The organism is Corynebacterium sp. 13CS0277, from assembly GCF_002994655.1.
GTDB lineage: Bacteria > Actinomycetota > Actinomycetes > Mycobacteriales > Mycobacteriaceae > Corynebacterium.
In genome coordinates, this window is record NZ_PPDL01000026.1 from 18,348 (window position 1) to 40,800 (window position 22,453).

A 22,453-nucleotide genomic window follows, 5' to 3' on the forward strand; every position below is an offset into this window, starting at 1 on the left:
CCACGCACACCCACCGGCCAGCCGCGCGAGGCGCGGCGGTGGGGTCGTGGTGGTGGGGAACCCAGCCACGGGGGACAAGGGAAAAGAACCTAAGACACACAGGCCACTCACGGCGACGGCGCTGCTTGAAAAGGGGCAGCAGCCGCACCGTGTGCGTGGCCTGCGGCGGGTTTACTTCTTCGTATCCGCGGTGGGATCCCAGGGCAGTTCATCGCCCCAGGTGTCATCCCCCCGGCCGGGGTCGAAGTTCAGCCCGCCGGAGCCGAAGGGGTTCTGCTCGGTGGCGTACGGGTTCCACGCATCGTCCTCGTCCGCGCCCTCGGCGAAGGGGTTGGGGATCGGTGCCTCGTCCGCCTTAGGTGTAGCAGGTGTGGCATCAGATGCGCTACCGCCGGTGCCCGCGGCACCGGGTGCCGGGGTCGCGGACGCCGGTGCCGCAGTACTCCCCGCAGCGCCCGTATCACGGGCGGTCTGCCGGGCCGCATCGCGGGCGGCGTCGCGGGTGGGCTTCGGCGCCGGGGTGGCGGCCTGGCCGGGGCTGGCGGCCGGGGCCACCGGCTGCTGCGCCGCCGGGGTGGCGGGGGTGTCGGTGGCGGTCTTGCCGCCCAGTTTGCCCACCAGGCCGGAAGCCGCCGCACCGAGTACCCGGTCGTCGGACTTCATGCCGGTGCCGACACCGTCGCCCGGGGTGGCCGGGGCGTCGTCGGCGGGGGCGAAGGGGTTCGGCACCTCCGGGGCAGCGCCCGCATCGGCCGCGTCGGTACTGCTGGTGGCAGCCACGCGGGCCTGCTCCTCGAGGGCGGCGGCCTGCTTGCGCAGGGTCTCCACGAGGCCGGGGGCATTCGCAGAGATGTCCTCGACGAGCGCGTCGCGGGTCGTCGCGTCGAGCGGCAGGCGCGGGATGACCACGAGGTCGAGGTGGTTGCTGTTGGAGGGGTCCGTGGCAATGAACCAGGTGTTGTGGATGGCCAGCGGCAGCTTCGCCGCCCCACCGACCTGGGCACCATCGCCCGCGATGGAGGGCACCGCGTCGACCTCCACGTAGGGGCTCTGCAGGGGGTTGCGGCCGAAGGCCTTGACCTGCAGGGGGTAGCCGCGCACCACGGCGGAACGCTGGTCGCCGGTGGGCAGCTGGTTGCGGGCCGCCTCATCGATGCTGATGTGCGGGTCGGTTTTGCCGTTGTAGAGCACCCGGTCGCCGGACACCTTGAGCGGGATCCGCAGGCCGCCGTAGTACTGGGCGGGGATCTTCGCCGTGAGGTAGCGCACCAGGTAGGTGAGCGCCAGCGGGATGAGCAGCGCCAGCAGCAGGGAGGTGACGAGCGCGACGGCGAAAATACCCTTGTTCAGCGGCACGCTCATCTGCCCGTCGGCGGGCAGTGCGGCGGTGGTGTCGCCGGTGCCATCCAGCTTCGCCATGTGGATCGGCAGGGTGCCCTGCACGAGGCCGTCCTTCAAATCCGGCACGGAGACCGTCACGGGCAGAATCTTGGTCTCCCCCTGGGGGATTTCCAGGGCGGTCTCCTTGGAGCCGTATTCGGAGGACACAGTGACCGCGTCGATGCCTTCGGGCAGGAGGGCGGCGTCCATGACGGAGCCCTCCTCCACCCACACGCGGCCAGGGCCCTGCACGGGCACCTCAATGGTGGTCACCGGCTCCTTCATCTGGAAGTCGACGGCGGCGGGCGCCTGCGGCATTTCCGCGTCGGCGACCGCGAAGTCGGTGCGCCCGATGACGGGCTCCAGTTCGGTGCCCGGCGCGTCATCGACGCCCTTGGTGGTGACCTGGACGGAGGCGTCCAGGTGGCCGTTGGCGGGCAGCTGCCCCAACCCATCCAGCGGGATGGCGACGGCGTCGCCGGCACCAATGGGGGTGTCCTTGACGAGGTCAACGGCCTCACCACCGGTCGAGGGGGTGAACTGCACGGTGACGTTGGCGTCCCCGTCGAGGGTGCGGGGCTGCCCGTCACGGCCCACGAGGGACACGGTGACCTCGTCGTCGGAGCGCACCGCCAGCCCGTGGGCGGTGGCGGTGGCGTCGTCCCCGGAGGCCGCGATCTGCACCTGCAGGTCGGGCTGGATGCGCACCGAGTTAAACACCCGGCCGTCGCGGGAGGCGGTATCGAAGCCGGTGAACTCCATCGTCCACTTGCCTTCCCAGTCCTCCTCGTTGGTCAGGCGCATCTCACCATCGACCTTGTGCACGGGCGCGGCAGCCGCCTGCCAGGTCACGTCCGCGGAGCCCACCTGGCCGGTGCCCTGGCCCTTGAGTTCGAGGGTCTTGCCCGACGGGGAGGTCAGCACCAGGTAGGCGCCCTCCCCCAGGTCGTCCTGGGCGACGGCGGTGAACCGCACGGAGTCCACCGAGCGGTCCAGCACGAACGTGAAGCCTTCGTCGGCGCGGGTCTCCTTGGAGAAATCACCACCCGTCGACAGCACCCGGTGGAAGGACCCAAACAGGCTTCCCACCGAGTCCGCCGGGAAGAACGCGCCGTTGGCGGGCTGGGTGCCACACTGCACCCCACCGTCGCCCTGAGTAATCGACTTGTAGAGGGAGAAATCGCTCGGGTTCTTCGGGTCCGACAGGCCGATACCAATGTTGGTGATCCCGCCCGCACGGTACTGGTCGGCAATGCCGCCCGGCCGGCAGATGTCCTGCTGGGCGGCGGGTGCCGCGTTGTAGCCACCGGCGGCCGTCAACGCACCATCGGTGAAGGTCACGAGCAGTTTGCAGGCGTCCGGGGAGGAGCTGCGCGCAAAGTCCTGGTAGGCGCCCGTCAGGGCGTTCGCGTAGTTGGTGTATAGCTCGCTCGTGCGATCGCGTTCCCCATCGATGAGCTTCTTCATCGTCTCCGCGCCGCTGGAGTCCAGGTCCACCCAGTCGCCGTAGGCCTCCGGGTCCTGCAGGGTGCTGTGGTACTCCTGCCCGAAACCGGCGAGCTTGATGCGGGCGGTGAAGTCCTCATCGTCGGCCTTCTTCAGCAGGTCGTCGACGAAGGACTGGGCGGCGGGCACACGGTTGTGCTCCGCGTCGGAGCCCGGCACCGTCGGCTGAATGATGCCGTCCTTGACGTTGTGGATGAGCGACTCCGTCTCATCCATCAGCAGGATCACATCCAGCTTGCCCTTGTCGGCCACACAGGCACCCAGGCCCGCGAGGGTGCCCGGGTTGTTACCGTCCGCCTGCGCGGGGAACGCGCCTGCGGCGGACCCGACGCCCAGCACGCCGAGGGCGGCCAGGCCGGCCAGCGCCCGGCGTGCGGGGGAGGCGGCGGGCCTGCGGTGGGGGTGTGCAGTGTTTCTGGAAGTCATGTGTGTGCCTGTCTCACGCGTCGGTGGGATGTTCAGCGGGTTCAACGAGTAGGTGGGGGACAACGAGGAACGAAGGAGGAGCGAATGAAGAAAAAGAAGCAGTGAAGACGAGAGAAAAGAGCAAGGAGGAATGACTCCTGGCGGAGGAGGACCACCACGAGGGCGAAGGTGCACGCGCCCGCACCCCTGGGACACGGGCCTGGCCGCGGCGCGCGGCCCCGTGCCGCCGGAGTGCGGCGGGAGTGGTGGCTAGAGTTTGCCGACCCAGTGGGCGATATCAATCGCCGACCAGATGACGCCGCCCGTGATCACCGCGCACGTCACCCAGTACAGGGCCGTTTTCCACCCAATGAAGGAGTAGAAGGATTCCGCGCGGCGGCGGGTGTCGGCGATGAAGTAGACGCCCACGAGGCCGACGCCGAGGATGCCGGCCATGAACCAGGCGATGACGCTGAACGTCTTGTACGCCTGGTCGGTGGCCGTGTGGGAGCCGAAGTCGAGGTAGGCGCACACCGCCATCGCCGCCACGCCCAGCACGAGGCTGGGCAGCAGCAGGTGGGCGGGCGCGGAGTGAATCACCGGCGTCGCCGCCGGTGCGGCCGGTGAGGTGTCCCCGGGGAAGCCCTGCGTCGCGGCGGCAGGGGTGGTGTCGCCGCCGGGGAATGCCTGATCGGCGGGAGAGTTCTCCCCCGCCGGAGTCGGAGTCGTCGCGGTGCCGGGCCAGCTGCCGCTGCCCCCGCGCGTCGTATCCGCCATCGTGTACCTTCTTTCTTCCCGCGCGCCGCGCGGGATGAGTTCCTCGTCCGCAGGCACCGCCGGTGGGCGTGCCGCAAACAATAGGAATCATGATAGCGGCCCACTTCGAGCAGAGATAGGCCTTGGGGGTAGTTGTGAACAATTACCCGTGGCTTATGCGATTGCTGCACTCCTGCGACCCGCAGGCACCCCACGAGTGTGCTGCGCGCCGGCCCGTATTACTCGCCCACGCCCGCGGGGAGACGCGCGCCGCGCGGCACACGTCCACTCCCCACCGTCCTGCCAGGCCACGCACCGTTTTGAGCGCGGCACCGTGGGCCGTCGGGAGTCTGCGCCGCCCTGGGCGCGCCCGCGCCCGCGCCACCGGGTGCGCTCACGTCGCCCGGCGCGCCAGCGGTGGTGTGTCACGGCAGATGCTTCCGGGGTTGGGCTTCGCCACAGTGGCCGGCGGCTGTGGAAAAGTCAGCAGGGCCCGACGCAGCGCGCTCGGTGGCGGGTTTACAGTGGGTTGCATGCAGAATTCTTCCCCTTCCCTGGAATTGACCCCCGATCTTGTGGAGCGTGTGCGCGGCGCGGTGAACGCACTGCGGCCGCAGCTGCGGCAGGACTTGGCGGAGCTGGTGGCGTTCAACTCGGTGGCCCTGGATCCGGCAACCCGCGAGGAGTGCGTGGCCGCCGCCGAGTGGGTGGCGCAGGCGCTGAGTAACCGCGGGCTAGAGGTGCAGGCCTTCGATACGGCGGATGGGTCGCGGGCGCTGGTGGGACGCAAGGAGGCGGCCCCGGGGCAGCCGACGGTGCTGCTGTACTCCCACTACGATGTGGTCTCCGCGGGCGATCCTGCGGCATGGACCTCGGATCCGTTCACCCTCACGGAGCGCGACGGCCGCTGGTATGGCCGCGGCACGGCGGACTGCAAGGGCAACCTCGTGATGCACCTGGCGGCGCTGCGGGTCCTGGAGGAACTGCACCCCGCGTCGGGGCTGGGCATCACGGTCCTCATCGAGGGCTCGGAGGAGCAGGGCGGGGAGGGTTTGGATTCCCTCCTCGCCGCCCACCCGGAGCTGTTCACCGCGGATGCGATCATGATTGCGGACACGGGCAATATCAGCCTCGGCGAGCCGACGCTGACGACGACGCTGCGGGGTGGCGCGCAGGTGACGGTGACGGTGTCGACGCTGCGCAGCAAGGTGCACTCCGGCAGCTTCGGTGGCGCGGCCCCGGATGCGGCGTTCGCGCTGGTGCGGCTGCTCGATAGCCTGCGGAACGACTCCGGTGCGGTCGTCATCGATGGGGTGGACTGCACCGGCACCTGGGAGGGCGTGCAGTACGACGCGGAGACGTTCCGTGGTGACGCCACCGTACTTGAGGGCGTGTCGCTCATGGGTGAGGGTGAGGCGACGGTCGCGGACCAGGTGTGGGCCCGCCCCGCCGTCACCATCACGGGGTTGACGTCGACGCCCGTCGCGGAGGCCGTCAACGCAGTGCCGAATACTGCGAGCGCGCAGCTCAATCTGCGCGTCCCGCCGGGGATGCGCGCCCAGGACGTCGTCGACGGGCTCGTGGCGCACCTGCGGGCGCACGTGCCGTGGGGCGCGCACCTCGACATCGTGGTGGACTCCGTCAACGACCCCTTCCAGGCGGACACCTCCGGGCCCGGTTTGGCGCACCTGGCAGCGTGCCTGTCGGCCGGGTTCGACGGCAAGCCCACCCTGTCGGCGGGCACGGGCGGGTCGATTCCGCTGTGCACGACGCTGCAGCAGATGCAGCCGGAGGCGGAGATCGCGCTCTACGGGGTGGAGGAGCCGCTGTGCACCATCCACGCCGTCGACGAATCAGTGTCTCCTGATGAAATTGCGGGTATCACCGTCGCCGAGGCGTTGTTCCTGCTCACCTACACAAAGTAGAACACCGGGGGGTCACCCGTTTTACCCCCGTTTCTCACGATTTTGGCCGTCATAGTTGCGCGAGCGCTGTGATGGCCATTACTGTTCCTTGGCATGACAGTTTTTCTCCGTGCACTCGGTACCGCCGGTGCTCTGGCCCGCGGGGCGCGAGTACTCAAGGCTACGTACCTGAGCGAGGCTTAACCCAGGACTGACCCCTCGCTCAGGGAGTAGTCGTTAGCCACCACGCCACGGAGTCGGTCCTCACCCACAGTCACCGATGTGGGCAGCACCAACAACCTCATCACTTCTTTCGGCATCATCCGCCGCGGGGGGAGTCCACCACCCTCGGACGCAGTGTGTCCCCCGCCCTGGAGCAGCACCCGGAGAATCAGCTTTTCGCGGCCCCACCCGGCCCAGGCCTCCGGCACTCGAAGTCCCGCCCCTTCCCCCTCCGCCACACCCGGCGGGCGCGCGTGGAAGACACCCCGCGGGACCTGCCCCAGGGATTACGGATGTCACCCCAGTGCCTGCACAGATGAGCGTCGCTGCCTTTGTCACCCCCCTTTATTTCCCGCTGCACGTTTTCATACTTTTTTCCAAGGACCACTTGTCATGTCGACCACTCTGCGCACCACCACCTTCGGCACCCGCACCTTCCAGCCGACCACCAGCTTCGTCGAGTACCACCGGGATGCGCACCGCCCGGCGATCACCACCCCGCACCGCGAAGAGCCCCGCCTGTTTGCGGACGATCCTTTCCGCGCCCGCTTCGGCCTGCAGTTGCCGCCGGGCCTGCGGGAGGAAGCCCGCGGCATGGATTGGCGCACCTTTACCGCCACCTACTCCCCCACCGCGACCGTCGGAATCCGCCACCTGGAGTCCACCCGCCTGAAGATGGGCAAGTTCCGCTTCGAGGCGGACATCAACGGCTCCCACGAGCAGATCGTCGCCACCGGCCCCGTCAGCGCTTGCACCCACCTGCTGGCGAACGCTGGCCGCCGCGTCGAGATCCTCTCCTTCCACCAGTTCGACCTGTTCCAGGCGACCGTCACCTTCATCTTCACGGAGCACAACGGCACCACCGCCTGGGCGATGGGCTTCGGCCCGACCCGCGACCTGTCGGCCGCTGCCGCCCTGTCGAGCGCCGGGCAGCGCCTGCACGGCTAAGCCAGACGCGCGGCCACACAGAACACCCCGCGCCCCATCCGAGCACAGACTGTGCCGGGTGGGGCGCGGGGTGTTTCGCGTCTGTGACGGGGGTTTAGCGCTCGGTGCCGTCGATCTCGGCGCGCAGCTGAGCGACCGTGGCGTGGACGACGGCCGCCCAGTCGCCGGTGGCGGCGTGCAGGTCCCGCTGGCGGGCGAACCCGGGGCGGGTCTCGCGCAGGCGCCGCATGAGGTTCAGTTCCTCCACGCAGCCCAGATCCTGGGCCACAGGCTCCAGGCGCCCCACCCACTCCTCGAGGACGTCACCCACGAGGGCTTCGTTCGTGTCGGCGTCGGTGATGATGAGCGCCTCGTCGCCGTAGCGGGCTGCCCGCCACTTGTTCTCCACGTGATGCCAGTACGGCAGCTGCGGGGGGCGCCGCCCCGCGTCGAGCAGGCGGTCGAAGTAGACGACGGCGCAGTGCATGAACGCCACGAGGGCTGAGAGCTCCCACAGGGTGGTGGGCGCGTCACAGACCCGCACCTCGATGGTGCCGTGCTCGCAGGCGGGGCGAATATCGAAGTGCATGCTGCCGGTGTGGGACACCACCCCGGAGGCCTCCTGGTCGCGCATGAAGGACTCGTAGTCCGCCCAGGAGTCGAAGGCATAGGGAATGCCGGCGGTGGGGAGCTGCTGGTACAGCATCGAACGATTCGAGGCGTAGCCCGTGTCGTCGCCCATCCAGGCGGGGCTGGACGCCGAGTACGCCAGCATCACCGGCATGAGCGTCATCAGCCCATCAATGATCGGCCACACGCGCTCCTTGTCCCGCACCCCGACGTGGACGTGCAGGCCCCAGATGAGCATCTGCTTGCCCCAGTACTGGGTGCGCTCCAGGATCTCTGCGTAGTGCGGCTTCGTGGATAAAGGCTGGGTGCGGAAGTCGGTCGTGGGGTGCGACCCGGAGGTCCACAGCGCGACCCCCATGCGGGCCGCCTCCTCCTCGAGCGCCCGGTGGGCGGTGCGGATATCGCGCACCGCGTCGCCGGCAGTGTCGCAGACGCCGGTGACGATCTCGATGGTGTTGGCGAGGAACTCTTTTTCCAGCCGCACCGGCAGCCCCTGGGCGGCAACGGTGTCGATGAGTTCCTCGGCGCGGGGCACAAGGTCGCCTGTGGCAGGGTCGACAAGGGCGAGTTCCCACTCCACGCCGAGGGTGGGGCGGGGCGAACCAGTGAACATCTGCGGCACGGGATTGACCTTTTCTCTCCGACACAAATGATGTCAGGCTGAACTTTAAAACACCCCAGTGGTGTGGCCCAAGTATCACTCACCCCCGCACGCCGGCGGGCCGCCACCTGTACGGCCACGCCCCGCGCGGTTCCCCCTGCGCAGTTAGGGGATCAGCAGCTGTGCAGCCCACGCGCATGACACACGTCTGCCCCACGACCCTGATGGGCGGTGGGGCAGCGAGGCGCGAAGGAGGCGGCGGCTTAGCGGGCCATGTCCTGGGTGAGGATGAGCAGCACGCCGGCGGGCACCTCGCCGAGATCGGCGGGGCGGGGCTCGGCGGTGATGTTGAGGCTGCGGGCCAGGGTCTTGGCGGTCGCTTCCTCCACCGCGTTGCCCGGGGTGTAGAGCACCACACTGTGCGGGAAGGTGCCGTCGGCGTAGTTGCCGACCTCGGCGACGGCGAAGGTGCCGCGGATACGGTCAGCGACGTCCGCCGCCAGACCCTGGTAAGTGGAGTTGTTGAGCACAACGACGGGCGCGTTGGTGGGCACGCCGGCGGCGGGGGCCTGGTTGTCCTGCGCCGGGGCGGCTGCGCCGCGCGCGGGCGCGGGCGCCGGTGCCGCGGCGTCCTGGGGCGCGTCCGCGTCGCCCGCGGCCGGAGCCGCGGGGGCGGGCTGCTGCTGGCCGGCGGCGGGCTGCGCGGCGGGCTGTGCCTGGCTGGTCGCCGCGGCTTGGGGGGTGTCGTCACTGCGGGTGAGCGACCACACGCCCCAGGCGATGAGGAGGACGGCGACGGCAAGGAGGATCATGGCGAGCCCGCGCAGGGGGACGGCCGGCGGGGCGGCGTCGGCTGCGGGCGTCGTGGTGCGGGCGTCGTTGGGTTCAGTCACGCGTCAGAGCATACCGCCCCACACGACACACGCGCCACTCTAGTCACAGCCGAGCTGGGCTTTTCTCATTCTGTCGAGTCGCGCCACCAGCTGCGGGCTGTGCTCCCACGCCGCCGGAGTATCCAGCAGGGCGTTGAGCTTCTGGTAATACCGCGTCGGCTTCATCCCCAACTCCCGCACAATCGCCTCATCCCGGGCACCCACATGGCGGGGCGCGCGGGCCGCGAACTCGAGGATCGCGATCTCCGCCGGCGATAAGGGGGTGGTGCTCATGGCCTAAGATTAGCGTCCATGACCATCCGCCCCGTTGTAGTCCACGGCGACCCGGTATTGCACCAGCCCACCGCCCCCGTCACCAGCTTCGACGACGACCTCCGCCAGCTCGTCACCGACATGTACGACACCATGGACGCCGCCCACGGCGTCGGCCTCGCCGCCAACCAGATCGGGGCGGGCTTGCGCGTCTTCGTCTACGACTGCCCCGACGTCGAAGGCCCGGACGGGCAGATCAAGAGCGAGGCCGAGATCGCCGCCCAGGGCGGGCCGAACCGCCGCGGCGTTGTCATCAACCCCGTGCTGGAGACCTCCACCATCCCGGAAACGATGCCCGCCGACGACGGCTCCGAGGACGAAGGCTGCCTGTCGGTCCCCGGCTACTCCTTCCCCACCGGCCGCGCCGACTGGGCCAAAGTCACCGGCGTCGACGTCGACGGCAACCCCATCGAGGTCGAAGGCTACGGCTTCTTCGCCCGCTGCCTCCAGCACGAAACTGGGCACCTCGACGGGTTCGTCTATACCGACACCCTCCTCGGGCGGTGGAAGCGCATGGCGAAGAAAGAAATCAAACGCAACGGCTGGGTGGAGGCCGGCCACACCTGGATGCCCGGCGTCGACCCCGATCCTTTCGCCGACTAATGCCCCGCCCCACCACCCCTGCGATCGGCGACCGGGTCATCGTCCGCCGCCGGCTCCCCGACACGCCCGGGCACCTCACCGACGTCATCGGCCACGTCGTCGCCCTTGCCCCACTGACCGTGCGGCCGCAGTCGGTGGGCGGCATGGTGTCCACCGCCGACCCCATCGTCATCCCGGACAACCTCATCGTCGTCTGCCGGGTCCTGCCGCCCCGCACCGTCCGCAATAGCGACATCCGCGCCATCGAATGCGCCACCGCCGCCTCCTTCCCCGGCATCGAGCACACCTGGGTGGGGTCCTGGCTGCTCCGGGCCGGCGACGGGGTGACGGAACGCTCCAACTCGGCCGCGCCCCTCGGCCCCAGCGCCCTGTTCGACCCCGTCCCCATCGCCGAGATCGAGGAGTTCTACGCCGCCCACCAACTGCCCACCCGGCTGCTGCTGCCCGACCGCATCGGGCGCGCCGCGGAACGCATCGTCGCCCAACCCGGCTGGCGCACAGGGCCCGACATCCTCGTCCTCACCGCCGACCTCGACGGGCACGCCACGGACAGCACCCCACCCCTGCCGGAGGGATTCGCGTTCACCGTCGACGACCAGCCGGACGAGGACTGGCTGGCGATGTACCACTTCCGCGGCACCACCCTGCCCCGCCAGGCACTGAACTTGCTGCGGGACCAGATCGACGGCCGCATGGGCTTCGCCCGCCTCACCCACCACGGCGACACCGTCGCCATCACCCGCGCCACCCTCACCGAATCCCCCGACGGGCGCCAGTGGCTCGGCTACTCCGCCGTCGAAGTCGCGCCCGAATGGCGGCGCCGCGGCCTCGGCACCCAGGTCGGCGCCCTCGTCCAAGACTGGGGTGCCGCCCACGGGGCGGGGCAGGCCTACCTCCAGGTCGTGGAATCCAACACCGCCGGCCGGGCCCTCTACAACCGGCTCGGATTCGTCGAACACCACAGGCACCGCTACGCGTTTAAGGTGTAAGGCATGAAAATTGCCACCTTCAACGTGAACTCGGTCCGCGCCCGCGTGGACCGAGTCGTGGGCCTGCTGGAACGCCACGACCTCGACGTGCTCGCCCTGCAGGAAACGAAAGCCTCGGATGCGACGTTCCCCGCCGAGCAGTTCCAGGCCCTCGGCTACGAGGTGGCACACGTCGGCACCGGCCAATGGAACGGGGTGGCACTGCTGTCCCGGGTGGGGTTGGCTGATGTTGCCGACCACTTCCCCGGGCAGCCCGGCTTCCACAAAGACCCCACAGCACCCCAGGACATCGAACCCCGCTGCGTGGCCGCCACCTGCAACGGGGTGCGCATCATGAGCCTGTACGTGCCCAACGGGCGGGAGATCACCGACCGGCACTACGACTACAAACTCCGCTGGTTGGACGTGCTCGCCCACGCCGTCGCCGACCACCACCGCACCACCCCAGAGGTGCCGCTGCTGCTCGTCGGCGACTTCAACATCGCCCCCCGCGACGAGGACGTGTGGTCCATGGCATTCTTCCGCGGCAAAACCCACGTCACCTTCCCCGAACGCGCCGCCTTCGACGCGCTCCTCGATGCCGGCCTCATAGAGGTCACCCGCCCCCACACCCCCGGCGAGTTCACCTACTTCGACTACACCGCCGGCCGCTTCCCCAAGAGGGAAGGGATGCGCATCGACTTCCAGCTCGCCAGCCCCCGGCTCGCATCCACCGTCCAGTCCGTCACCATCGACATCGGCGAACGCGCCGGCAAGGGCGCCTCCGACCACCTGCCCGTCATCGTCTCCTACGGCTACCCCACCACCAGCGACGAGGACCTGCGATGATCGACGCACTGGTGGCGCTGCTGCACAACACGGACCTGAAAATCATCGGCCTCACCGTCGACTACACCATCAAAGCGCTGGCCATCGGCTTCGTGCCCGAAGGCCGCCGCCCCTCCTCCTCCATGGCGTGGCTGCTGGCGATTTTGCTGATCCCCGTCATCGGGTTCCCCCTCTACCTGCTCATGGGGTCGACGTACATCAACCGCCGACGCCACCGCATCCAGAAGGAAGCCTACGACCTCATCTCCGGCGCGCAGGCCAACCAGCCCGACTGCCCCCACGGCGCCACCCTGTCCCCCGAGCTGCTGTCCATTGCGCGGATGAACCGCAAACTCACCGGCTTCCCCGCCTTCACCGGCACCCTCGTGGGCTTCTACCCCCACTACGAGGACTCCTTCCGGCAGCTCGCCCGCGCCATCGACTCCGCCCGCGACTTCGTCCACGTGGAGATCTACATCGTCGCCTGGGACGACACCACCGACATCGTCTTCGAGGCCCTCGCCCGCGCCCGCCAGCGGGGCGTGACCGTCCGGCTCCTCGTCGACCAGGTCGGCTCCTGGAAGTACCCCGGCTACATTCACCTCGGCAAAAAACTCAACGCCATCGGCGTCGACTGGCGGCTCATGCTCCCCCTGGCGCCGTGGCGCTGGCGTTTCCGCCGCCCCGACCTGCGCAACCACCGCAAAATGGTCATCATCGACGGCGAAGTCGGCTTCATCGGATCCCAGAACCTCATCGACTCCTCCTACCTGTCGAAGAAGAACCTCGCCTGTGGCCGCCACTGGGTGGACGTCATGGTGGAAATCACCGGCCCCGTCGTCACCTCCATGAACACCGTCTTCGCGATCGACTGGTACCAGGAATCCGACGAAATCATCACCGAATTCCGCGACCTGGAAAACCCGCAGCTGCCCGAACGGGGCGAAGACAACCCCCAAAAAGTCAACGTGTTCCAACTGGTGCCCTCCGGGCCCGGCTTCAAAGCCGAACCCAACCTGCGGATGTTCAACGCCGCCGTGCACCACGCCAAGAAGCACCTCATCATCTGCTCCCCCTACTTCATCCCCGACGAATCCCTCCTCGAAGCCGTCACCTCCGCCTGCTACCGGGACGTCCGCGTCGACCTCCTCGTCAACGAGAAAGCCGACCAGTTCATGGTCGGCCACGCCCAATCCTCCTACTACACCGCGCTGCTGGAAGCCGGGGTGCACATCCACCTCTACCCCGCCCCCGACATCCTCCACACCAAGTTCCTCGTCGCCGACCCCGACGGCGACGACCCCATCGCCATCGTCGGCTCCAGCAACCTCGACATGCGCTCCTTCGGCCTCAACTACGAGTCCAGCCTCTTCACCGCCCGCGGCGTCCTCACCGACCAGCTGGGCGCCCTGGGGCGCGAATACATGGCCGCCTCCCGGGAACTCACCCTGGAGGAGTGGAACACCCGCCCCCTCCGGCGCCGCTACATCGACAACGTCATGCGGCTGACCTCCGCGCTGCAGTAGGCGCACACAAACACACAAAAAAGGAAGAAGAGCCGGGTGCCCAGCTCTTCTTCCTCTTCTTTATCCCCACACCCACTGTGGCGGGGTGCGGGGCGGGTGACGTGTTAGACGTCGCGGGTGCGGACCACCACGCAGCCCAGCACGAACAGGGCCGCCGACCACACCACAAAAATCCACAGGCCGGCGGTCGCCGACTCGAAGTGCGTGTTATACGGGCGGCCATTCATGAACGCGGTGAAGTTCATAAACGGCAGCCACTGCGCCACCTTCACCCCAATCTTCGGGATGAACATCACCAGGTTCTCCATGACGGCGAACCACAGGATCATCAGGCTCGACGCGCCCGCGGTCTGCCGGATGAGGGCGCCCACACCCACACAGAACGGTGCGAGCAGAGCCGCCAGCAGCGGCAGCACCCACAGGATGCGCTGCACAGCATCATCACCCGCAATGGTGACGGAGTCGGCGTAGTCGCCGGCGCACAGCTTCATCGTCACGATCGACACAAACAGGGTGATCTCCGTGAGGATCGCACCAATGATGGCGTAGTTGACGGCCTTCGCGACGAGCACCCACACGCGGCGGGGCGTGGCGAGGAACGTCGACAGGGCCAGGTCGTGCCGGTACTCGGACGTCACCGACATGAGCATGCCGATGATGAGCACGATGAACCCGACGGAGCTCACCGCGTTGACCGCATCCAAGGCACTGAGTTTGAAGTTCCCCGTGTCGCCGGCGAGCTGCACGGTGCCGATGACGGTGAGGGCGTTGATGAGGGCGCACAGGCCCACCATGATGGCGGAAATCCACCAGAAGGACTTCGTGGAGCGCAGCTTCGTCCACTCGGACAGCATGAGTCGGAAGAACATTTATGCCTCTCCTTCGGGGGCGCGGTACTGGACCGCATCGCTGGTGAGCGCCATGAAGGCGTCCTCCAGGGAGGTTTCGTGGGCGGACAGTTCGGTGACCAGCACCCCATAGGAGTAGGCCAGCTTGCCAACGAAGTCCGTATCAACGTCCGCGACATCGATCGCGTCGCGGCCCCGCTCATCCTGGATGCGCGTGAAGGACAACTCCTCGCTCGCCAGGGCGGACTCAAGCTCCTCCAGGTTTTCGGTCCGGACACGGGTGACGGTGCCCGCCGCCTGGTGGGTGAACTCGTCCACGCTGGTGGCGGCGATGAGCTTGCCGCGGCCAATGACCACCAGGTCGTCGGCCATGAGCGCCATCTCGCTCAGCAGGTGGGAGGACACCAGCACGGTGCGGCCCTCCCGGGCGAGCGCCTGCAGGAAGGTGCGCACCCAGCGGATACCCTCCGGGTCGAGGCCGTTGACCGGCTCGTCGAGGAGGAGCACCTCCGGGTCGCCGAGCATCGCGGCCGCCAAGCCGAGGCGCTGCCCCATGCCGAGGGAAAAGCCGCCCACCTTCTTCCGGGCCACATCGTTCAAGCCCACCATGGTGAGCACCTCACTGACCCGCGACTTCGGGATGCCGTGCGTCTGCGCCATCCACAGCAGGTGGTTGTAGGCGCTGCGGTTGGGGTGCACCGCCTTCGCATCCAGCAGGGCACCGACGTGCCGCAGCGGATCCTTCAACGCCGCATAGGGGGTGCCGTTGATGAGGGCTTCGCCGCTGGTGGGCTTATCCAGGCCCACAATCATTCGCATCGTCGTCGACTTGCCGGCACCGTTGGGGCCGAGGAACCCGGTGACGACGCCGGGTTTGACCTCAAAGGTGAGGTCGTCGACGGCGGTGACCGGGCCGTACTTCTTCGTCAGTCCGTGGACTTCAATCATGACAATAGTGTTGCATACCTTTCCTGCCTGCACCACCGCGTTATTCTTGGGGGATGGACGACCACGCACCTGCCGACCAGTGGGTCGACACCGTCTCCCAGGGCACGAGGCGGCGGAAACACTCCGCGTTCGCCTCCTTTGCGCGCGCCCGGCGCGCCGCCAGTTTCTTCTCCACCTCGCCTGGGGTGATGACCCTGGTGACGGTGGTGATCACGGTCGGCATTCTTGCCGCCGGGCTGTCGATGGGACAGTCGTCGGTGTCGAGGCAGAATCAGCTCGACGTGCTCATCACGAACGCGGAGCCGATGAGTTATTCGGCGCACAACGTGTACACGTCGCTGAGTATCGCGAACACGGCGGCGGCGACGGGGTTCGTGCAGGCCGGGGTGGAGGATGCGGCGACCCGGGCCCGCTACACGGAGGCGATCGCGCGGGCGGGGGAATCCCTCGTGGAGACGGCGGCGCAGATGTCGACGGCCCCGCAGGCGCGGTCGGATACCCGCACCGTGGAACTGGTGACCCGCGTGGAGCAGCAGCTCAGCGTGTACGTGGGTCTCGTGGAGACCGCCCGGGCGAATAATCGGGCGGGCAACCCGGTGGGTGCTGCCTACCTGTCGGAGGCCTCCGCCCTCATGCGGGAGGAGATCCTGCCGGCCGCCTCGGAGCTGTTTGTGCTCACCACGGGGGAGGTCATGTCGCAGCAGGCGCGCCTGTCGACGCCGCAGTGGTTCCCCATCTCCGGGCTGGTGGCCGCACTATTGATGTTGGGTTTGGCGCAGTGGTGGCTGGCGCGGAAAACGCGCCGCCGCTTCAACAAGGGTTTCGTCGTCGCCACCGCCTGCATGGTGGTCGCCTTGGTGTGGGTGGCGTCGGCGAACTTCGTCACGTGGCGCTCCGGCACGGAGGGTTTTGAGGAGGCGGCCGCGCCGCTGAATTCGTTGACGAATGCCCGCATTCGGGCGGAGCAGACCCACACCAATGAGACCTTGGCGTTGGTGTCCCGGCAGGATGTGCAGGACTCGGAGGCCAGCTTCACGGAGACGATGGCTGCCCTCGAGCGGGCGTTGGAGGATGTGGAGAACTCCTCCCTGGGGGCCACCAGCCAGGCCGCCACCCATGTGGCCGGCGCCCGGGAGGCCATGGAGTCGTGGGCGACGGCCCACGACACGCTCACCACGCTGCTGGCGGTGGGCCGCTACCAGGAGGCCGTGCAGACCGCTACCGGTGCCGGGGATACGGGCACCTCGGCGGCCGCGTTTAATGAACTGGACGACAATATTGCCGCCCTCATCAGCGATGCCCGCGCCTCCCTGCGGGCCTACCTGCGGGATGGGGTGGTGGCGGCCCGCACCGTGCCGATGGTGGTGGTGTTGCTGTCGATCATGGCGGTGCTGGCCCTGTGGCTGGGCATCCGCCCCCGCCTGCAGGAGTACCTCTGATGCGCACCACACCCCACGGATTCCACCTCGCCTGCCTCCTGGCCGCGGGCCTCCTCGTCGGCTGCAGCACCCCGGAGCCCGCGCCCGGCCCGCCGAGCGCACAAGCACCCTGGTGGCCGCTGCCGCCCGGCGCCGTCCTCGAGCAGGCGGGCACCGTCTGGCCCGGCACCGGCACCCCCACGCCCCCGCACGGCACGCTGCCGCCCGATGGGCGCACCCCGAAGGAGCGGGTGCCGCGCATCGTGCAGCGCGGCTTCGTCCTCGTCGGCGTCAACCAGTCCCAAAACCTGCTGTCGTTCCGCGACCCCGTCACTGGCGAACTCCAGGGCTTCGAAGTGGATATCGCCCGCGAAATCGCCCGCGATATTTTCGGCGACCCCACCAAGGTGGAGTTCCGCTTCGTCGACGCCGGCGACTACCAGCAGGCCCTCGACCAGGGGCGCGTCGACATGGTGCTGCGTAGCATGTCGATCACCGCCGAACGGCAGGAACGGATGGCGTTCTCCGCGCCCTACCTGTCGAGTGCGAAGCAGCTCATGGTGCTCAGCCAGTCGGGGATCACCACCGCCGAGCACATGCGGGATAAAACGGTGTGCGTGGCGCACCAGTCCACCGCCCTCAACAATGCCCGCGAAGTGCTCCCCGCCAGCAGCATCCTCAAAGTGAGTAACTGGGCGGACTGCCTCGTCGCCCTGCAGCAGCACCAGGTTGATGGGATCCTCGCCGACGATGCCATCCTCGCCGGCATTGCCGCCCAGGACCCCTACGCCACCACCGTCGGTGAGAAACTCACCGCGGAGAACTACGGTGTCATTGTGCCGCTCCACGACTCCGATGGGGTGATCCGGCAGATTAATTCCACGCTGGCGCGCATCACCCGCGACGGCACCTGGTGGCGCCTGTACAACGCCTGGCTGGGCCCCTTCCTGCCCACCCAGGGCCCGCCCGCACCCGTCTACGAGGAGAAGCAGTGAACGACCACACCGCACCCGAGCCGTATCTGCCGACATCCGCGGTGGAGGTGCCGTTCGACCCCTTCGCCGATGATGACGAGCCGGAGATGGACCTCGCGGAACTCGACGCCCTCCTCGGCAATCTCTCCGACCCGGGCGCGAAGTCCCGGCAGGAGGCCCTGGAGAAGTTCCGGCAGCGCCGCGGCACGCAGCGGGAAGATCGCCTCGTCGCCGACGGCATGGTGGAGCTGCCGTTCGTGCCCCTCGACGACCCGACGGCGTCGCTCATCGACCCCGCCGAGGAGGTCGCCCGCGGGGTGGCGGCCCCACAGCTCGCGCCGGGGGATGTCGTCGCCGGCCAGTACGAGGTCCAGGGCGTGCTCGCCCACGGCGGCATGGGCTGGGTGTACCTCGCCACCGACCGGCACGTGTCCGGCCGGTGGGTCGTCCTCAAAGGCATGATGGGCGACGCCCAATCCCACGACCGGGCCGGCGCGGAGGCGGAGCGGGAATTCCTCGCCGATATCACCCACCCCGGCATCGTGAAAATCTTCAACTTCATCGACGACCCCCGCGTCGACGGCGGGTTCATCGTCATGGAGTACGTCGGCGGCCCCAGCCTCCTGGCCCGCCAACGGCACCTCGACACCGGGGTCTTCGACATCGATATCGCCATCGGCTACATGCTGGAAATCCTGCCGGCACTGGAGTACCTGCACTCCCGCGGGGTGGTGTACAACGACTTCAAACCCGACAACATCATCATCACCGAAGACCAGGTGAAACTCATCGACCTGGGGGCCGTCAGTGGTGTCGGGGCCTTCGGCTACATCTACGGCACGAAAGGCTTCCAAGCCCCGGAGGTCGCCACCGAAGGCCCCTCGGTGGCCTCCGATATTTTCACCATCGGCCGCACCCTCGCCGCCCTCACCCTCGACCTGGAGGTCATCGACGGGGAATTCGCCCCCGGCATCCCCTCCCCCGCGGAACGCCCCCTGCTGCGCCGCAACCTCGCGTTCTACCGGCTCCTGCTGCGCGCCACCGACCCGGACCCGCGGAAGCGCTTCGCCAGCGTCAAAGAAATGCAAACCCAGCTGTACGGGGTGCTGCGGGAATTCCTCGCCATCCGCGACGGGAAACAATTCCCCGCCCAGCACTCCCTGTTCTCCCCGCAGCGAACCACCTTCGGCACCAAGCACGTCGTGTTCCGCACCGACCAACTCATCGACGGCATCGAACGCCACGTCGCCATCACCGCCAACGAGGTGTTCTCCGCCCTGCCCGTGCCGCTCATCGACCAGGATGACGTCGGCGCCCCGCTGCTGTCCGGCTCCTCCTACGCCGAACCTCAAGAAGCGCTCGAAAGCCTCCGCGCCGCCATGGCGAACGAGGAATACCAAGAATCCGCAGAAATCCCCCTCGCCGTCGTCCGCGCACTCCTCGACCTCGGCTACGTCGACGAAGCCCGCACCTGGCTCGCCGGCCTCAGCGCACGCCTCGGCGACGACTGGCGCCACCAGTGGTACTCCGGCGTCACCGCCCTCCTCCTCGACGACTACACCGACGCCCAACAGCACTTCTCCCAAGTCCTCGCGATCCTCCCCGGCGAATCCGCCCCGAAACTCGCGCTGGCCGCCACCGATGAGCTTCTCCTTCAGCAAGCCGGCATGGACACCACCAGCCTCCTCGCACCCGAAGTGCCCGCCGCACTCGGCGGCATCGGCAAAACCCTCCAAGAAGTCCCCGAGGAACTCCTCGACGAACTCGACGCCACCTGGTCCCACATCACCACCAAACCCTCCTCCCTCCGCTTCCACAGCATGCGGCTCTACGCCCTGGTGTGGGCCACCAACCCCACCACCGTGTCCAGTGCCTTCGGCCTGGCCCGCCAACTTCTCGCCGAAGAACACGTCGAGCTCGCCATCGACGCCCTCGACCGAGTACCGCAGGCCTCCCGCCACCACCGCATGGCGAAACTCACCACCATCCTCCACCTCGTCAGCGGCGACCCGAAGGAACTGTCCGAATCCCGCATCCGGCGGGCAGCCCGCCGCCTCGAAGAAATCCCCACCAACGAGCCGCGGCTCATGCAGATCAAAATCGCGGTCCTAGCCGCCGGAGTCAACTGGCTGCGCGCCAACAACCTCACGTCCGCGGCCAGCCGCGCCGAACTCTTCGACGCCCCCTTCACCCAGCGGGGACTGCGCCGGGCACTCGCAGGTGCACTGCGCACCCTTGCCCGCAGCGCCCCCTTCGCCCGCCACCGCTACTCCCTGGTGGACATGGCGAACTCGGTGCGCCCCACGACCTGGTTCTAGAAACCACCCCGCCGGCCCCGGGCGGCAGGTACAGTGGGCACCACATTCGTTGTTGGTTTCGAAGGCGGAGTGACTATGCGTTCCCACCTCTTCCTCAGCGCGATCACCGCGCTCATGTTCCCCCCGACCGGGCTACTGGCCGTGTACTTTGCGTCGCGCGCCATCCAGGCCCACACGATCGGCGACACCCGCGGTGTTGCCCAATACAACCGCACCACCATGATCTTCATGATCCTCAGCGTGGTGTTGGCCGTCGTGTTCGCGGTCGGCTTCTACATGCTGGGGGCGTCCGTGCCCGAAGGCTACGACTACTAACCCACTGCGGCGGCACCTGCCACAGGTGGGGTGGGGGTGGCAGGTGCCGTCGGGGGCTTGAAGTCCGTCCGCCGGAACACCGGAGATTCACGTGGTCGTTCCACCACGGTGAACCGAAAGGCCACTCCGTGTAACCACCGACAATCCCCGGGGTCGGCGCGTGGGCTTCACGGTAACGGGCCTTAAGTCACCGCATCACACAGCATCCATCGGTGACTTTTAGCTCTCTGCGTGGCGCATCAGCCGCGCCCCACCCAGCTTCGCCCAGACCGCGAACCCAACGAAGAAGATCACGAGCGATGCGATGAGGCTCCCGGGCTGCCACCACACGCCCTGATAAGGCTGACTCGGAAGAGGGAGGGGAAAATCTTCCGGGACCACCAGGTGCGCCACAGCCAGTGCCGCGAGAGCCAGCACGCTCAGCACACTGCCCAGGCCCGCACCCCACATGCTCACCAGAAGAAAAGCGAGTCCCGCTGCCGTGAGCGTGCCGACAATGATGTATTCGCTGCCCGGCGGGATCACGCTGTCGATATAGCTGGCAGCGCGTGCCGCACGGCGAGCATTGATCACCAGCGCACCCACGGTCGCGCACCCCAGGGCAAGCACAGCAGTCACAAGGCCCTGCATGGTGGTCGCTAACCGGGCCCTCCGGCACCCCAGATCCACGCTGCGCACGCGCGGCACACAGGCTCCGACTGCGGCGATGGTGGCGGCATACATCCACCACTCAGCGAAGCTGAAGTACACCTCGCCCTGCCTGCCGGGAAGCCCGAAAGAGAAACCACCAACGACTGCCACGATAAGGGCGCCGCTGACAAGCAGCGGCACAATGGTGCGCCACGGGGCAGGAATGAACGCGCGCATCATTGCGGCGTCACCCCAAACCACTCCCACTGGCCAGTGCACTCAGCGATCTCGACCCTGTGGGCGGCAATCGCTGCAGTGATGACGTCGATTGGGGTGTCGGCGAAGGGATCCCCGCTGTGCCCATAGAGGGAACCGCCCTCGGCGTCGCCACCGCTGAGACTGCGCCCCGACGCATCACGAGCCGTACCTACACGTTGATTCAGTCCTGCGGCAGCAAGAAGATGCGCATTGAGGCTGGCATTCAGGTATGCAGCGTCCGGACGCTCATCACCGTTGCAGGCGGCCGTGCTGACGACCGATTCGATGAGGTTGTTGCCCAGAGCAGTGTTGTGCTGCCAGGGCTGGAAATTGATCTCTCGCTGAGACTCCCCGAACTGGCCGAAGATGGGTGTGTAGACCACCTTCTCTTCGGGGATCAGACTGCCCACCACCGCCAGCGCCTGATTCGCGCTGTCGATGCTGTGCTGCAGCGCCGGTTGCTGCGCGCTGTTCACACACACGCTGATGTTGGGATCATTCGTGGTGTTACACAGAAGCTGCGGCTCCTCCACGGGCAAGGATGAGGTTGCGAGACCAATCGCCACACCACACACAGCGGCACCGACAGGCAGTGCGCTCAACGCTGCGACTGACGAAAAGGGGTCTGCGCTGCGGCTGAGGAGCGCCACAGCACCAAGCACAGCGATAACTCCCAGCAGCAATGACAGACCGGCCGCCCACAGCTTTTGCGGGGACTCGACGGAGTCTGAATAGCGCCACACCCCCAGCGGCCATAAGAAACCAAAGGTTCCGCTATACACACCACACAGCACACTGATGCCGCCGGAAATGACGATGCGCGCAATGAGCGGGACGCTCCGAGCGACGACCGAGACAACGAGCCCCACAGCTGTGGAACCGCACACAAAGCCCGCGACCGCGATGAGCGGCGGGACAATGAACTGCCACTGCAGGGAGTTCTGCCCCAGAAGCGGCAGCAGGAGCACGACCGCGCCGACAACGAACGGGACGAATGCACTGGCGACGGTCGCCATCGCGATGTAGCCGTATCGGGTAGCGATGCCCTGTTTGCCCGCCGGCGTCATGAGCATGCTGCGCGGATCGAGGCGGCTTCCACGCCACGCCGCCGCCACCGCCGCGAGCACTCCAGCCAGCACGCCCGGGCGGCACCGGCCACAGGTGGGGTGGGTGTGGCAGGCGCCGTCGCGGGGCATGCCCCCGGGTGGGGTTAGTCCTTCGGTGGCAGCACCGAGTCATCGAAGCTGATGTCCCACCAGTCGTCATCGTCGTCGTCATCGTTG

Annotated in this window: 19 protein-coding genes; 10 read left to right on the top strand and 9 right to left on the bottom strand. The window is 67.9% G+C overall.

The genetic code is table 11. The features are described 5' to 3' along the window. Window positions 1–171 precede the first annotated feature (171 nt). Window positions 172–3,312, bottom strand: a complete 3,141-nt coding sequence (locus C1Y63_RS10715) for a vWA domain-containing protein (protein ID WP_106016447.1) — start codon at window positions 3,310–3,312, stop codon at window positions 172–174. Window positions 3,313–3,561: 249 nt separating this feature from the next. Then, on the bottom strand, window positions 3,562–4,149 hold the full coding sequence (locus tag C1Y63_RS10720; protein ID WP_146128943.1) for a hypothetical protein: 588 nt from the start codon (window positions 4,147–4,149) through the stop codon (window positions 3,562–3,564). Between the two features lie 431 nt (window positions 4,150–4,580). Between C1Y63_RS10720 and C1Y63_RS10725 the strand changes: the two genes are divergently transcribed. Both C1Y63_RS10725 and C1Y63_RS10735 read left to right on the top strand, forming a co-directional pair. Further along, window positions 4,581–5,972 carry a dipeptidase gene (locus C1Y63_RS10725; RefSeq protein ID WP_233195691.1) on the top strand — a complete coding sequence of 464 codons (1,392 nt, stop codon included), beginning with the start codon at window positions 4,581–4,583 and terminating at the stop codon, window positions 5,970–5,972. Between the two features lie 594 nt (window positions 5,973–6,566). After that, entirely contained in the window at window positions 6,567–7,121 is a 555-nt protein-coding gene (locus C1Y63_RS10735; protein WP_106016450.1) for an acetyl-CoA acetyltransferase, read from the top strand. 94 nt (window positions 7,122–7,215) lie between these two features. Here the strand turns inward: C1Y63_RS10735 and C1Y63_RS10740 are convergent, their stop codons facing one another. From C1Y63_RS10740 to C1Y63_RS10750, 3 genes are all read right to left on the bottom strand, one after another. Then, a complete protein-coding gene (locus tag C1Y63_RS10740) occupies window positions 7,216–8,343 on the bottom strand; it encodes a glutamate--cysteine ligase (RefSeq protein ID WP_106016464.1) in 1,128 nt (375 codons plus the stop codon). Between the two features lie 251 nt (window positions 8,344–8,594). Then, window positions 8,595–9,224, bottom strand: coding sequence for a LytR C-terminal domain-containing protein (locus tag C1Y63_RS10745; protein ID WP_233195692.1), 630 nt, complete (start codon window positions 9,222–9,224; stop codon window positions 8,595–8,597). Between the two features lie 39 nt (window positions 9,225–9,263). Then, window positions 9,264–9,497, bottom strand: coding sequence for a DUF3263 domain-containing protein (locus C1Y63_RS10750; protein WP_106016451.1), 234 nt, complete (start codon window positions 9,495–9,497; stop codon window positions 9,264–9,266). Between the two features lie 18 nt (window positions 9,498–9,515). Here C1Y63_RS10750 and C1Y63_RS10755 point away from each other — a divergent pair, with 18 nt between their 5' ends. Genes C1Y63_RS10755 through cls form a run of 4 tightly spaced genes read left to right on the top strand, consistent with a single transcriptional unit; the run spans window position 9,516 to window position 13,461 of the window. Beyond that, window positions 9,516–10,139, top strand: a complete 624-nt coding sequence (locus C1Y63_RS10755) for a peptide deformylase (RefSeq protein WP_106016452.1) — start codon at window positions 9,516–9,518, stop codon at window positions 10,137–10,139. Beyond that, window positions 10,139–11,128 (top strand): GNAT family N-acetyltransferase, encoded by a 990-nt coding sequence (locus tag C1Y63_RS10760; RefSeq protein ID WP_106016453.1) that lies wholly within the window; start codon window positions 10,139–10,141, stop codon window positions 11,126–11,128. Before C1Y63_RS10755 ends, C1Y63_RS10760 begins: the two co-directional genes overlap by 1 nt. Window positions 11,129–11,131: 3 nt before the next feature. Further along, the gene (locus C1Y63_RS10765) at window positions 11,132–11,956 is read left to right on the top strand and encodes an exodeoxyribonuclease III (RefSeq protein WP_106016454.1); all 825 of its coding nucleotides are present in this window, start codon (window positions 11,132–11,134) and stop codon (window positions 11,954–11,956) included. Then, window positions 11,953–13,461 carry a cardiolipin synthase gene (cls, locus tag C1Y63_RS10770; RefSeq protein ID WP_106016455.1) on the top strand — a complete coding sequence of 503 codons (1,509 nt, stop codon included), beginning with the start codon at window positions 11,953–11,955 and terminating at the stop codon, window positions 13,459–13,461. Before C1Y63_RS10765 ends, cls begins: the two co-directional genes overlap by 4 nt. A 104-nt stretch (window positions 13,462–13,565) precedes the next feature. Here cls and C1Y63_RS10775 read toward each other — a convergent pair whose 3' ends face one another. Further along, the gene (locus C1Y63_RS10775; RefSeq protein ID WP_106016456.1) at window positions 13,566–14,330 is read right to left on the bottom strand and encodes a hypothetical protein; all 765 of its coding nucleotides are present in this window, start codon (window positions 14,328–14,330) and stop codon (window positions 13,566–13,568) included. After that, window positions 14,331–15,257 (bottom strand): ABC transporter ATP-binding protein, encoded by a 927-nt coding sequence (locus tag C1Y63_RS10780; protein WP_106016457.1) that lies wholly within the window; start codon window positions 15,255–15,257, stop codon window positions 14,331–14,333. It abuts the gene before it with no gap. A gap of 53 nt (window positions 15,258–15,310) precedes the next feature. Here C1Y63_RS10780 and C1Y63_RS12765 point away from each other — a divergent pair, with 53 nt between their 5' ends. From C1Y63_RS12765 to C1Y63_RS10805, 4 genes are all read left to right on the top strand, one after another. Continuing rightward, entirely contained in the window at window positions 15,311–16,696 is a 1,386-nt protein-coding gene (locus tag C1Y63_RS12765; protein ID WP_158256156.1) for a hypothetical protein, read from the top strand. Continuing rightward, window positions 16,696–17,670 carry a glutamate ABC transporter substrate-binding protein gene (locus C1Y63_RS10795; RefSeq protein ID WP_106016459.1) on the top strand — a complete coding sequence of 325 codons (975 nt, stop codon included), beginning with the start codon at window positions 16,696–16,698 and terminating at the stop codon, window positions 17,668–17,670. Before C1Y63_RS12765 ends, C1Y63_RS10795 begins: the two co-directional genes overlap by 1 nt. Beyond that, on the top strand, window positions 17,667–19,967 hold the full coding sequence (locus C1Y63_RS10800) for a serine/threonine protein kinase (RefSeq protein WP_233195693.1): 2,301 nt from the start codon (window positions 17,667–17,669) through the stop codon (window positions 19,965–19,967). The genes C1Y63_RS10795 and C1Y63_RS10800 overlap by 4 nt, the downstream gene beginning before the upstream one ends. Before the next feature lie 75 nt (window positions 19,968–20,042). Further along, complete coding sequence (locus C1Y63_RS10805) at window positions 20,043–20,282, top strand: CD225/dispanin family protein (protein ID WP_106016460.1); 240 nt, start codon at window positions 20,043–20,045, stop codon at window positions 20,280–20,282. 219 nt (window positions 20,283–20,501) lie between these two features. Here the strand turns inward: C1Y63_RS10805 and C1Y63_RS10810 are convergent, their stop codons facing one another. Further along, a complete protein-coding gene (locus C1Y63_RS10810) occupies window positions 20,502–21,152 on the bottom strand; it encodes a hypothetical protein (protein WP_106016461.1) in 651 nt (216 codons plus the stop codon). Then, window positions 21,149–22,243: a hypothetical protein gene (locus C1Y63_RS10815; protein WP_146128944.1), complete on the bottom strand. Its 1,095-nt coding sequence runs from the start codon at window positions 22,241–22,243 to the stop codon at window positions 21,149–21,151. The genes C1Y63_RS10810 and C1Y63_RS10815 overlap by 4 nt, the downstream gene beginning before the upstream one ends. Between the last annotated feature and the right edge of the window lie 210 nt (window positions 22,244–22,453).